The 12,319-nt window shown below is 68.8% G+C and carries 11 protein-coding genes; 5 read left to right on the plus strand and 6 right to left on the minus strand.

What is annotated here, in order from left to right; all coding sequences use genetic code 11:
• Positions 1–11 precede the first annotated feature (11 nt).
• A complete protein-coding gene (locus AC5Y4H_RS04025) occupies positions 12–1,685 on the minus strand; it encodes a hypothetical protein (protein ID WP_499978767.1) in 1,674 nt (557 codons plus the stop codon).
• Between the two features lie 389 nt (positions 1,686–2,074).
• Here AC5Y4H_RS04025 and AC5Y4H_RS04030 point away from each other — a divergent pair, with 389 nt between their 5' ends.
• The 3 genes from AC5Y4H_RS04030 to AC5Y4H_RS04040 are packed head-to-tail and all read left to right on the plus strand — an operon-like array spanning position 2,075 to position 5,473.
• Positions 2,075–3,262, plus strand: a complete 1,188-nt coding sequence (locus tag AC5Y4H_RS04030; RefSeq protein WP_499978769.1) for an NAD(P)/FAD-dependent oxidoreductase — start codon at positions 2,075–2,077, stop codon at positions 3,260–3,262.
• Positions 3,259–4,170: an RNA polymerase sigma-70 factor gene (locus tag AC5Y4H_RS04035; protein ID WP_499978771.1), complete on the plus strand. Its 912-nt coding sequence runs from the start codon at positions 3,259–3,261 to the stop codon at positions 4,168–4,170. Before AC5Y4H_RS04030 ends, AC5Y4H_RS04035 begins: the two co-directional genes overlap by 4 nt.
• A gap of 52 nt (positions 4,171–4,222) precedes the next feature.
• Positions 4,223–5,473 (plus strand): aminodeoxychorismate synthase component I, encoded by a 1,251-nt coding sequence (locus AC5Y4H_RS04040; RefSeq protein WP_499978773.1) that lies wholly within the window; start codon positions 4,223–4,225, stop codon positions 5,471–5,473.
• A 10-nt stretch (positions 5,474–5,483) separates the two neighbouring features.
• Here AC5Y4H_RS04040 and rsmI read toward each other — a convergent pair whose 3' ends face one another.
• Positions 5,484–6,320 carry a 16S rRNA (cytidine(1402)-2'-O)-methyltransferase gene (gene rsmI, locus AC5Y4H_RS04045; RefSeq protein WP_499978774.1) on the minus strand — a complete coding sequence of 279 codons (837 nt, stop codon included), beginning with the start codon at positions 6,318–6,320 and terminating at the stop codon, positions 5,484–5,486.
• Positions 6,321–6,344: 24 nt separating this feature from the next.
• Between rsmI and AC5Y4H_RS04050 the strand changes: the two genes are divergently transcribed.
• Entirely contained in the window at positions 6,345–7,940 is a 1,596-nt protein-coding gene (locus tag AC5Y4H_RS04050) for a dolichyl-phosphate-mannose--protein mannosyltransferase (protein WP_499978775.1), read from the plus strand.
• A gap of 76 nt (positions 7,941–8,016) precedes the next feature.
• On the opposite strand, the gene arcA is transcribed toward AC5Y4H_RS04050, so the two are convergent.
• The gene (gene arcA / locus AC5Y4H_RS04055) at positions 8,017–9,228 is read right to left on the minus strand and encodes an arginine deiminase (protein ID WP_499978777.1); all 1,212 of its coding nucleotides are present in this window, start codon (positions 9,226–9,228) and stop codon (positions 8,017–8,019) included.
• Positions 9,229–9,321: 93 nt separating this feature from the next.
• On the opposite strand from arcA, the gene AC5Y4H_RS04060 reads away from it, so the two are divergent.
• Positions 9,322–9,918, plus strand: coding sequence for an alpha-ketoglutarate-dependent dioxygenase AlkB (locus tag AC5Y4H_RS04060; RefSeq protein WP_499978778.1), 597 nt, complete (start codon positions 9,322–9,324; stop codon positions 9,916–9,918).
• Positions 9,919–9,932: 14 nt separating this feature from the next.
• Here AC5Y4H_RS04060 and AC5Y4H_RS04065 read toward each other — a convergent pair whose 3' ends face one another.
• Genes AC5Y4H_RS04065 through pat form a run of 3 tightly spaced genes read right to left on the minus strand, consistent with a single transcriptional unit; the run spans position 9,933 to position 12,299 of the window.
• On the minus strand, positions 9,933–10,583 hold the full coding sequence (locus tag AC5Y4H_RS04065) for a DUF5642 family protein (RefSeq protein WP_499978779.1): 651 nt from the start codon (positions 10,581–10,583) through the stop codon (positions 9,933–9,935).
• A gap of 27 nt (positions 10,584–10,610) precedes the next feature.
• The gene (locus tag AC5Y4H_RS04070; protein WP_499978780.1) at positions 10,611–11,300 is read right to left on the minus strand and encodes a DUF5642 family protein; all 690 of its coding nucleotides are present in this window, start codon (positions 11,298–11,300) and stop codon (positions 10,611–10,613) included.
• Between the two features lie 54 nt (positions 11,301–11,354).
• The gene (gene pat / locus AC5Y4H_RS04075) at positions 11,355–12,299 is read right to left on the minus strand and encodes an acetyltransferase Pat (RefSeq protein WP_499979150.1); all 945 of its coding nucleotides are present in this window, start codon (positions 12,297–12,299) and stop codon (positions 11,355–11,357) included.
• Positions 12,300–12,319 lie beyond the last annotated feature (20 nt).

Below are 12,319 nucleotides of genomic sequence, written 5' to 3' on the forward strand. Positions count from 1 at the left end.
GACGCCGCAGGTCACTGACCGTTTGCGCTGCCCGCGTCGCTCGGAATGTCAAGTGTGGCAATCGGATACATGCCGGAGCCGTCGCGGCCATCTCGCGCCAGCGCCATCGGGGCGTAGTTCACGACGTGGGATGCGCCCGGTACGTGCTGTTGCCATTCGACGGCGGCGCGCAGCGTGTAATGGCCGGGCGCCAGGCCCGTCACGTCCAGGTGCACCGACTCGCTGGCCGACTCCGCGATCGGCTCCTCGCGTGACTGACTGGATTCGTCGTGGACCAGCGTCTTGAGATTGACCGTCGCGGGCAGACTTCGAACCACCGCGCCCGAGAAGTCGACCAGCTTGTAGCCGGGCACCCAGTGCTCGGTGGCCGCCGCCGAGCCGTAGTTGGTCCAGTCGACCGAGATCATTGCCACCTTGCCCTGGATCGATTGCGATCCCGGCCTTGCCTCGACCGAATACCGGTAGCCGGCCGAGGTATTGGCCTGGCTCCACAACTGAAACAGCTTTGAGTCCATCGCGGACGTCGCATCGCGGTCCGGGAAGTCGGCGCTCGAGGTCATCGACACGTGATACCGGATGACGTCGTGCAGTCCCTTCTCGTAGTAGGACCGCGCATCGGCTCCGCTGGGCAATCGGCACCACTGGCTGATCACGAGTGCGGTCATCAGCCGCTGCTTGATCGCGTTGACGACCGCGTCGTTGGACCGGACGTACTGCGAGTCATTGGCCTCGGCCCATTCCGGCAACGGGGCCTGCACGCCGAGGCAGTCGGCGCGGATGCCGACCGGTGCGGCCACTTTCTTGGCGACGTCGTCGGCGAACAACTGGCGGACGATCTCCGGATTCTGTGGCGCCACCACCAGTTGGGTGTGGGGGAAGGCATTGACGTTGGCGGCCACCAGCTGGGCGATGGAGGCTTTGGTGACGGTCTGGTCGCGAAACTGGCTGTAATAGCCCAGCTTTGCGGTGCTGTCGTCGGGGGTGGGGCCCGCCGCGCCCAGCGAATCCCGCAGATACGCGAGCTGGTTCTGGCCGAAGTCTCCGTAGCCGGAGAACTCGAACATGGACAGGCGCTCGTCGCCGTCATAGCGGCGGCCGAGCGCGGCCAGCAGCTGGCTGACGCCATTGAGGTAGTCGGGGTCGTTGAAGTTCGGCACCACCTGGGTGACGCCCGGGGTGGCACTGGTAGCCGGTGCGGGGTAGCTGGCCGCCGACGGGCGTAGCCAGTCCGGAATCGCGATGTTGGTGTTGTCGGCGTAGGAATCGTTGCAGCAGGACTTATAGACGTACACGCCCAGGGTAAGGCGCATGTTGCGGGTGCCGAGCTTGGCCAGCGCGTCATCGATGGAGCTGAAATCGAACTTGCGGTCATCGGGCGCATCCGGTGGCAACGTGCGCGGATCGACGGGCTGCAACTGCCGCCACGAGACACGCAAGCTGGCGTCGTAGGACGCGGGCCAGGCGGAGTAACGCTGTTGCGCCGAATTCCCTTGCGGGAAGAGCGGATTCAGCATTTCCTCATACTGGCCACGCAAGGGGTTGGGTATCTCCTGCGCGGTGGGCGGGATCGCCGGGCTGACCATTGCCGACAGCGGCCCGGGGTCGCCCTTACCGCCGCATCCGCTGAGCGCCACCGCCGCGCACACGACAGCGGCCAGCGCGCGTTTCCTCCCTGAGCACACCATGATGGCGTCAGACCGCGCCCGGCGACCACGGGCCGCGAGGCCCGCGCGACTGCGCCGCTGCCGGCGCGGCGCCGGGCCCAGTCAAAACGATCGTCGTCGTCAAGGTTGCTTCTCCCAATACACACCGATGCGCGTGCAAGTGGCCCCGTATTTCGCGCGTTCCAGTGGTGCGTGCATCCGGCCCGGGGCTGGCCACGAATTGGCGTAGCGCAGCGTATCATGCGCGTTTCGGCATAGCTTCGCCGCAGCTCAGCGGGGGTGCGCGCGCAAAACCACCCGCACCGCGCGCCGGCGGGTAGTGAGACGGGTCACAATCGAGGTCACGCCTGTCACGCTCGGCGGCTCTGTGGTGTCTCAAGGGCACAGGTCCTCACGAAAAGGAGACAGCCATGACCGAGGTGGCACGCGAAAGAACCCATGTGGTCGTTGTCGGCGCCGGATACGCCGGGACACTGGCGGCCAACCATTTGCGCCAGCGTCCGGACATCGACATCACCGTGGTGAATCCGCGACCGGTGTTCGTCGAGCGAATCCGGTTGCACCAGTTGGTCGCCGACACCGGCGCGGCGACTGCCGATTACGCGACGCTGCTCGGCGAGGGAATCCAGTTGATCGTCGACAGCGTGGATCACATCGAGACCGCGGGCCGGCGGGTCCTGCTGGCCTCGGGCGCCGCGCTGAACTACGACTATTTGATCTACGCCGTCGGAAGCACCGGTGTCACCGCGTCGACGGTGCCCGGCTTCGCCGAATTCGCGCATTCGGTCGCTGATCTGGAAAGCGCGCAGCGGCTGCACTACGCGCTCACCGATCTGCCGCTGCCCGCGCCCATCACCGTGGTGGGCGGCGGATTGACGGGCATCGAGACCGCCTCCGAACTGGCGGAGGGCGGCCGCCCGGTGACCCTGGTCTGCGGCCCGGTGCTCGGGCCGTCGCTGAGCAGGCGGGGCCGGCGTTCGGTGGCCAAACACCTGCGAGGCCTGGGTGTCAACGTGCTGGAGTCCGTGGCGGTGGCGCAGGTGCGCTGGGATGAGGTGGTGCTCACCGACGGCGTGGTGCTGCCCAGCGCGGCGACCATCTGGACGGCCGGCTTCGCGGTGCCGGATCTGGCCGCGCGTAGCGGCCTGCACACCGACCCGATGGGCCGGTTGCTCACCGACGAGACGCTCACCAGCATCGACGACGAGCGTGTCGTCGCCGCGGGTGACGCCGCCGCGCCGTCCGGTCAGCCGTTGCGGATGAGCTGCCAGGCCGCCGGCCCGATGGGTGCCCAGGCCGCCAACACCGTTCTCAGCCGCATCGCCGGCGACACCCCCGCGGCGCTGAGCCAGGCGTTCGTCGGGCAGTGCATCAGCCTGGGGCGCACTCATGCCACCGTGCAGTTCTCCCGCACCGACGACACCCCGGTGAACATGTTCCTCGGCGGCCGGGCGGCGGCCACGGTCAAGGAGGCGATCTGCAAGGGCACGGTGTGGTCGATCCGGCGGGAGGCGGCGAAGCCCGGTTCGTACCGCTGGATCAAGGGCGGCAAGCGGCCCGCGCAGTTACCCGCGGACGAGGAGGTCGCCGCGCGATGACGCAAGCACCGACCGGCAGCGAGCACGCCGAACGGTTCACCCTGCTGCGGCCACTGCTGTTCACCATCGCGTACGAGATGCTGGGCTCGGCGACCGAGGCCGACGACGTCTTGCAGGACAGTTATCTGCGGTGGGCGGCGGTCGACTTGGCGACGGTGCGCGACACCAAGTCGTACCTGGCCCAGCTGGTCACCCGTCAGGCGCTGAACTCGCTGCGGGCCGGTGCTCGCCGGCGCGAGGACTACGTGGGGCCGTGGTTGCCCGAGCCGCTGTTGCTCGACGAGCAGGATGCCTCGGCCGACGTCGTTCTGGCGGAGTCGATTTCAATGGCGATGCTGGTGCTGCTGGAGACATTGAGTCCCGACGAGCGAGCCGTGTTCGTGCTGCGCGAGGTGTTCGGTTTCGACTACGGCGAGATCGCCGAGGCGGTGGGCAGGCCGGCGCCCACCGTGCGGCAGGTCGCGCACCGGGCCCGCGAACACGTGCGGGCCCGGCGCAAGCGCTTCGACTCGGTCGACCCGGAACGCAACGCCGAGATCACCGCACAGTTTCTGGCCACGGCGGCCGGCGGTGACGTGGAGGCGCTGATGACGATGCTCGCCCCGGACGCCACCTGGACGGCGGACAGCGGCGGCGTGGTGAGCGCCGCCCGCCGGCCGGTGGTGGGCGCCGACAAGGTCGCCCGCGCGATTGCCGGCCTGATGCGCCGGGCAACGGCTCTGGGTGCGATGCGGGTGGAGATGGTGACGTGCAACAGCGCGCCGGCGGTGCTGCTCTACCTCGGCGAACAGCTCGAGGGCGTGATCACGCTGGAAATCGCCAGGGACAAGATCACCAACTTCTATGTGATGCGCAACCCCCAGAAGCTGGCCGCGCTGGCCACCGCCCGCGACATCAGCCGCGGCTGAGCCATGCGGGCACCGCGGGTGCGAAACGCCGCCGCTCTGTCAAGCTAGGGCTGTGCGAATCGACCCGCTCGGCGACCTTGGCGCAGCACCCCGGGTGCTGAGCGCCGTGGGTGACGCGACCCGCCGGCTCGGTCTGCCGCCGCCGGCCGCGCTGACCGGCGAGTGGTTCGGCGCCCTTGCGGTGATCGCGCCGAGCCTGTCGGTGCGCCCGGTGCATGCGCACGACGTGTTCGCGGTCCCCGCGCCGCGGACGCCGGAGCCGCACGCGGTGGGCGGCGGCTGGATTGGTTACCTGTCCTATCCCGACCCCGGCGCCGACGCGCAGCCCAACCGGATCCCCGAGGCCGCCGGTGGTTGGACCGACTGCGTGCTGCGCCGCGACCGCGACGGTCACTGGTGGTACGAGAGCCTCTCCGGCGCGCCGATGCCGCACTGGCTCACCACCGCGCTCGCCGCCCCGACGGCCGCGGCGCGCGAATGCCACATCGATTGGGGCATCGCCGACCGGGCCGCACATCGTGACGGGGTGCTGGCGTGTCTGGAAGCCATCCGCGCCGGCGAGGTCTACCAGGCCTGCGTGTGTACGCAGTTCACCGGCACGGTCACCGGCGCCCCACTGGACTTCTTCATCGACGGCGTCGCGCGCACCTCCCCGGCCCGGGCGGCCTACCTGGCCGGCGCGTGGGGTGCCGTGGCGTCGCTGTCGCCGGAGCTTTTCCTGCGGCGGCGCGGCACCCTCGTCGCGTCCAGCCCGATCAAGGGCACGTTGCCGCTGGATGCCTGGCCGTCTGCGCTGCGCGCGTCGGCCAAAGACGTGGCCGAGAACATCATGATCGTCGACCTGGTGCGCAACGACCTCGGCCGGGTAGCGATCGTCGGCACCGTCACGGTGCCCGAGTTGTTGGTGGTGCGGCGCGCCCCTGGCGTGTGGCACCTGGTGTCGACGGTGTCCGCGCAGGTTCCCGCCGAGCTGGCGACGTCGGCGCTGCTGGACGCCACCTTCCCACCGGCTTCGGTCACCGGGACGCCCAAACACCGTGCCCGTCAACTTCTTTCGCAGTGGGAACCGAATCGCCGTGGAATATATTGCGGCACAATTGGATTAGCTTCACCCGTGGCCGGTTGCGAGTTGAACGTCGCGATCCGCACCGTCGAATTCGACGCCGCGGGCGGCGCGGTGCTGGGTGTCGGCGGCGGGATCACCGCCGACTCCGACCCCGACGCCGAGTGGGCCGAATGCCTGCATAAGGCGTCCCCCATCGTCGGGCTGCCGTCCATCGCCGCGGTGAGCCCGGCCGGCTGACCGAGCGGCCTCAGTCGCGTCGCGACCGCAGCACCGCGTCGTAGAGCTGTCGTGAACGCACCCCCGGATAGGCGGCGGCCACCTGACCGCACGCGTCCTTGATGCGGGTGCCGTCCGCGACCAGTTCCTCGACCTCGGCGACCAGCGACGGCAGGTCGGCGCTCGGGGTGGCGCCGGCCAGCACGACGGTGATCTCGCCGAGCACACCGTCGGCGGCCCACGCCGACAGTTCGTCGAGGGATCCGCGGACCACCTCCTCGTGCACCTTGGTCAGCTCCCGGCAGATCGCCGCACGACGTCCGCCGCCGAGCCGCTCGACCGCGTCGCGCAGGCAGGCGGACAACCGGCGTGGCGATTCGAAGAACACACAGGTGCGCCGCTCGTCGGCCAGCGAATCCAGCCAGGTCCGCCGCGCCGCCTTCTTGCGTGGCGCGAATCCCTCGAAACAGAATTTCTCGGCCGGCAGACCGGACAGGGCCAGCGCGGTCGTCACCGCCGACGGCCCCGGCAGGCATCCCACCGGCAGGCCCGCCTCGACACACGCCGTCACCAGCCGGTAGCCGGGGTCGCTGATCAGCGGCATCCCGGCGTCGCTGACCACCAGCACCGTCGCGCCGGCGCGGATCGCCTCGACCACGGACTCCGCCCTGGCGTTCTCGACTTGGTCGAACATGCTGATCACCCGCCCGGTGATCCGCACGTCGAGGGCCTTGGCCAGGGTGCGCACCCGACGGGTGTCCTCCGCGGCCACCACGTCGGCTCGGGCCAGGGCGTCCAGCAGGCGGGGGGAGGCATCCGACGGCTGGCCCAGTGGGGTCGCGCCCAGCAACAGGCGGCCGGTGGTCATGACCGACAGCCTACGATCGACGTGATGACCGCCCCGCCCCGCGAATCCCCCTTGGACATCCAGGGTGCCGAAGAGGAGCGCGTTGTGCCCGTCGTCAGCGCCGGGCCGCTGGTGCCGGTGGCCGACTTCGGGCCGACCGATCAGATCCGCGGCTGGGTGGTCACCGGGGTGATCACGCTGCTCGCGGCGGTGACCCGGTTCCTGAACCTGGGCTCGCCCACCGACGGCGGTACCCCGGTCTTCGACGAGAAGCACTACGCGCCGCAGGCCTGGCAGGTCCTGCACAACCACGGCGTGGAAGACAACCCCGGGTTCGGCCTGGTCGTCCACCCGCCGGTCGGCAAGCAACTGATCGCCCTCGGCGAGGCGATCTTCGGCTACAACGGGATCGGCTGGCGGTTCACCGGCGCACTGCTCGGCGTGGTCATGGTGGCGCTGGTGATGCGGATCGTCCGGCGGATCAGCCGCTCGACGCTGATCGGCGCGATCGCGGGCGTGCTGGTGATCTGCGACGGCGTCAGCTTTGTGGCCGCGCGGACCGCCTTGCTCGACGGCATTCTGACGTTTTTCGTGGTCGCGGCGTTCGGCGCGCTGATCGTCGACCGCGACCAGGTGCGGCAGCGAATGCACGTCGCGCTACAAGAGGGCCGCAACGCCGAGACGGTGTGGGGTCCACGGCTGGGTGTGCGGTGGTGGCGTTTCGGCGCCGGGGTCCTCCTCGGATTGGCTTGCGGCACAAAGTGGTCCGGCCTGTATTTCGTGCTGTTCTTCGGTGCCATGTCGCTGGCGTTCGACGTGGCCGCGCGGCGTCAGTACCATGTGACCCGGCCTTGGCTGGGAACCTTGCGGCGCGACCTTGCCCCGACCGCGTATGCGCTGGCGGTCATGCCGGTGCTGGTGTATCTGGCCAGCTACGCGCCGTGGTTCGCCTCCGAGACCGCCATCGACCGGCACGAGGTGGGACAGACGATCGGCGCCCATTCGATTGTGCCAATGCCCGACGCCATCCGATCGCTGTGGCATTACACCGCCAAGGCGTTCCAATTCCATGCGGGCTTGACGAATTCCGCGGGCAACTACCACCCCTGGGAATCGAAACCGTGGAGCTGGCCGATGTCGTTGCGGCCGGTGCTCTATGCCATCGACGAGCAGAACGTCGCCGGTTGCGGCGCCCAATCGTGCGTCAAGGCTGAGATGCTGGTGGGCACCCCGGCGATGTGGTGGCTCGCCGTGCCCGTTCTCGTTTTCGCGTTATGGCGCATGCTCGTGCGCCGAGACTGGCGTTACGCCGCGGTGCTGGTCGGTTACTGCGCGGGCTGGCTGCCCTGGTTCGCCGACATCGACCGGCAGATGTACTTCTTCTACGCCGCGACGATGGCGCCGTTCCTGGTGATGGCCATCGCGCTTATCTGCGGCGACATTCTCTACACGCCGGGCGCCCCACCCCGGCGGCTGCGGCTACGGCCGAATTCGGAGCGACGGACGCTGGGGCTGATCGCCGTGTGCTGTTATGTCGCCTTGGTGGTGACGAACTTCGCGTGGCTGTTCCCGGTGCTCACGGGTCTGCCCATTTCGCAGCAGACGTGGAACATGGAGATCTGGCTGCCCAGCTGGCGCTAGTCGGTTCTCCGCGAAACCGCAGCCAGCGACGGCCCCGCTCGGGAAACGCGTTGCCAGTTGCACTTTCGCGGCGTGGTCACAGCAGGTCGCGGGCGACCGGGCAGGACATGCACCGGGGCCCGCCGCGGCCGGTACCCAGTTCGGATCCCGCGATGGTCAGCACTTCGATGCCCGCGTCCTGCAGCCGAATGTTGGTCTGCACGTTGCGTTCGTAGGCGATTACCACGCCGGGCGCGAGCGCCAGTGTGTTGTTGCCGTCGTCCCACTGCTCGCGTTCGGCGACGATGGGATCCAGGCCCGTGTCGATGACCCGCAGCTTGTCGATCCCCATCGCCTTGGCCGCCGCGTCGAGGAACGGGGCCTCGTCACTGATGGCGACCCCGTCTGACGTGCGCGCAATGGTGAAGGCCGCCAACGAGTCGACGATGTTCGCGTACATCACCACCGTGTCGGTGTCGACCATCGTGCACACCGTGTCCAGGTGCATCTGCGCGCGCCGCTGAGCGATCGGCACCGCGAGCACCGTGCTCGCTAGGTCGTCGTCAAACAGGCTGCGGGCCAACGCTTCCGCGCCGGCGGGAGTGGTCCGCTCGCCGACGCCGACCGCGACCACGCCGGGCGCCAGCAGTAGCACGTCGCCGCCCTCGACGGGCGCGGTGCGCGACTCGTAGGCACGCCGCACGCCCGTGAACCGGGGGTGATGGGCGTAGATGAGATCGGTCAGCGACGCCTCGCGGGTGCGGGCGCGCAGCGCCAGCGTCGGGATGACCACCCTCTGGCCGATCCAGATCGACGAGTCGCGGGTGAACACCAGGTTGGGCAGCGGATCGATGACGAAGTCACCGCCGTGATGCATGCGCAGCACCAACGACACGTCGGTCCTGGTGTCCGAAGGCAACTCGTTGAACGTCATGCCGGCCATCAGCACCTGCGCCAGCCGCGCCGGCTCGAGTCCCCGCAGATGTGCCGAAAGTTCTTGAGCCAGAGGCACTCCGAGCCGTCGCGCGTCGACAGCGGCCGCGACGCCCTGCATCCGTGCGGCTCCGCTGTGCGTCAGCGCCTCGGTGAGCAGGTCGGACAACTCCAGCACCTCGATGCCGCGCGACCGCAGCAGCGCGGAGAACTGGTCATGCTCGTCTTGCGCGCGGGCGACCCACGGCAGGCCGTCGAACAGCAGCTGGTCGACGTTGCGCGGATTCAGGCGAAGCAGTTCGGCGCCGGGGCGGTGCAAGATGACCACGCGCAACGCGCCGACCTCGGAATTGGTGCCCAGCTCGACAACACCCACGGCTCAACCGTAGCGGCGCCCGGCCGCGTGGTCTCGCCACACGCCAGTCGGCGGCCCCACCTGATCGAACGGATGTGCGATAAACTCGCATCCGTGGAGATCGCGGTCCAAGGCTCCCTGTTCCAGCACACCGAGCGCAGACAACTCGGCGACGGCGCGTTCATCGAGATCCGCGCCGGCTGGCTCACCGATGCCGATGACCTGCTGGACGCGCTGCTTTCGGCGGTGCCGTGGCGCGAGGAGCGCCGACAGATGTACGACCGCGTCGTCGACGTGCCGCGGCTGGTGAGCTTTCATGACCTGGCCGTCGACGAGCCGCCACACCCGGAGCTGGCCCGGCTGCGGCGTCGGCTCAACGACATCTACGCGGGCGAGCTGGGTGAGCCGTTCACCACCGTCGGGTTGTGTTGCTATCGCGACGGCTCGGACAGCGTGGCCTGGCACGGCGACACCATCGGCCGCAGCAGTACCGAAGACACCATGGTCGCGATCGTCAGCCTGGGCGCCACCCGCTCCTTCGCGATGCGCCGCCGCGGTTGCGGCCCGTCCCTGCGGCTCCCCCAGGCGCACGGCGATCTGCTGGTGATGGGCGGGTCGTGCCAACGCACCTGGGAGCACTCCGTGCCCAAGACGACGACGTCCGTCGGCCCGAGGGTGAGCATCCAGTTCCGCCCGCGCGGCGTGCGCTAGGGGCGACCGCACGGTCAGGTGCGCACCGCCGTCACAGCTTTGACGAGTAGGTCGCGTGCCCGCTGGGTGTCCACCGGTGCGACCGGCTGATCGGGAACCACCAGCGAGTTGGCGATGACGATTACCTGATAGTCGCCGAATGCGGCCGAATAGTCATACAGTTCGCCGGTGCGCGCACCCCCCGGTGTCAGCGCCTGCATGACGCGGTGCACGCCCAGCGTGCGGGTGCTCTCTATCTGCGGCACCTCCACCACCTGGACGCCGCCCCGCATCTGCGGCCCGGTGAAGGTCACCTTCGCACAGTCCTTCCCAGGGTCGTTGAGCGGCAACGCTTTTGAGGTCTCCAGCGCGATCACCACGAACCGATTGCCACGACCCTCGGCGCTGACCGCGGACATGTTGCCCTGCAGGTCCGCCGGCATGTCCGGCCCGGCCGCGACTTTCGCGCAGTTCGCGGGGTCGAACGTCAACCCGTCGGGCAGTTTTCGGCCGGCCAGCAGTTTGGGATCGATTCCCCGTTCGCTGATGTCGCTGAGCTTGTACTCGGGTCCGAAGCTGGACTTCACGTCGACAACCTTGTTGATGTCGACCTTCGCCTGGTGAGTGCTCGACGAGCAGCCGGCCAGGACGCAGACGGCCACGACCGCGCACAAGATCTTGGACATCGTGGCCAATCTACCCAAGCAGGGAGCTCAACTGCGCAACGTAGACACCGTTTTGGCGAGCAGATCCGCCGCGAATTGCGGCGGCAGCACCGGAAGCGCCGAACCCGGATCAGTGGTCAGGGTGGTAAACGCGTAGTAATTGCCCAGATACGCGGTGAATGTGTACGTCCGCGAATCTATTTCAGTGCCCGACTCGACGGATGACTTGACATCGGCCACCATTCCGACCGTGTCGGCGCCATCGACGTGCGGCGCGTCGGTGAGGTGGACGTGTGCGGCGGTGCGCCCCGCGGTCTCCGACCACTGGGCGCACGCGGTAACCAGGTCGCCCGGCAGATCCACGGGCCCTGGCAAAGCCACCACCACCGCGTCGACGATGCCGCCGCTCCCCGATGCCGAGACGCCCTGCGCCGACTGGTCGCGCCCGTTCCCGGGGTCGGCCAGTGTCCCGCACTTGGCGGGCTTGGCCTGCCGGTCGTCGCGCAGGCCCCAAATCACCCGTGGGGAAGCGGTACTGGGGATTCCGGTGGTCACCTCGTAACCGGGCGGCAGGTCGCGAAGGACCCGTTTGATGTTGGCGGGGTTGACGGCAACGACGCTCGCCGGAGCGGGTTTCGTGGAACTGGCCGACGGAGCGCGTGCGGGTGAGTGGCCGCACGCAGCGATCGCCGACGTGAGCACCCCAAGTAGCGCCGGACCAATCCAGAACGGCCGCATGAGGAGTTGATAACACAGGACGCGACGGCGCCCGCGGTCCCACGCCACGCGGTTTCAGCCGACCGCCGCGATGACCTGCCGGGCCACGCGCCTGATCTGCTCGGCCTCCTCACGCCGCAGGTGGCGCGGGTGCGGCACGTCGATCACGGTCGAGATCACGCCGACGTCTTCACGCTGCCAGACGGCTCCGTAGCGGTCCATGATCGCGCGCATCGGTCCATTGTCGGAAAGCATTCGCGCGGAGAACCTTTCGACACCATCGACCTCCGCGGCGATGGACAGCGCGCTGATCAAAAAGGTGCCGATGCCCCGACCCTGATAGGCGTCGGCGACGGTGAAGGCGATCTCGGCGACGGTCGGGTCGCTCTCGTCGCGCACGAAGCGCGCGTCGGCCACCGGGTCGCTGCCGTCGGTGACCACCCACACAAAGTGATCGACGTAGTCGACCTCCGACAGGTAATGCATCAATGCGGGAGTGGGAAGCCGCGGGGTCATGAACCGCCGATACAGCGTGTCGCTGGAGAAGTAGATATGTCCGTGCACGGTGCGCTCACTGTCGCCGGGCAGGACCGGCCGCAGCAGCAGGAGCGTGCCGTCACGCACGCGGATCGGGGTCGGCGTGATGAACGCGGCGAGACGCTGGCGCACGGTGCGCAGTAACCGCGGCATGATGTCGGGGATGTGCACCATGCTGGCGAAGGCCCTGGTGTCACCGATCCAGCCGGTCAGCGGTTCGGCGGTGGTCACCGTCGCGGTCCGGGGAATGTCACGCAGCAGGGCGATCTCGCCGACGATCATCCCGGGGAAGGCATGCTCCACGATCACCGCGCCGTCGTCGCCCACATGTTTGATCTCGGCGCTACCGGAAGAGATGAGCAGGAACGAGACGGCCTGCTCCCCCTGCCGCATCAGCACCTGGCCGGCCGGGGCGCGCAGTGGCTGCAGGCGGGCCGCCAATGGCGCAAGGTCTTCGGCGGGACATCCCTGGAAGATGTCCATCGTCGCCAGTTCGTCCACCC

Source organism: Mycobacterium sp. NGS58, assembly GCF_059812385.1.